Below are 409 nucleotides of genomic sequence, written 5' to 3' on the forward strand. Positions count from 1 at the left end.
GACCAGGGCCGTCCGCGAGCACTGATCCTTTGTCGCGTTGCTAGAACGACGGCGGCGGACCCTCTGCGGGGAGTGTCACCGTGAACGTGCTGCCCTGGCCTTCACCGCTCTCGCACATAATGCTGCCGCCGTGGCGCTCCACGATCATCCGGGTGATGGAGAGGCCCAGGCCTGCACCCGGGATGGCTGCCCTTTGCGCCGACTCGGTCCGGAAGAAACGGTTGAAGACCTTGGCGGCGTCGTCGTGGGACATGCCCATCCCGGTATCGGTGACGCTTAGCCGCACCCACTGCCTGTCCGCCGTCGCACTGATGCTGATCCTTCCGCCGTCCGGTGAGTATTTGATGGCGTTCGAGACCAGGTTGTCCAGCACCTGCCCGATCCTCAGCGGGTCCGCGTAGGCCCACAG

At 65.5% G+C, this 409-nt stretch carries 1 protein-coding gene; it reads right to left on the bottom strand.

Annotated features, from left to right (window positions below):
• Positions 1-40: 40 nt before the first annotated feature.
• The coding region (locus tag AC1DKD_RS42275) for a sensor histidine kinase (RefSeq protein ID WP_477144871.1) at positions 41-409 on the bottom strand (369 nt) is incomplete at its 5' end.

The sequence above is a fragment of the Cupriavidus sp. 05T313 genome (assembly GCF_056396665.1).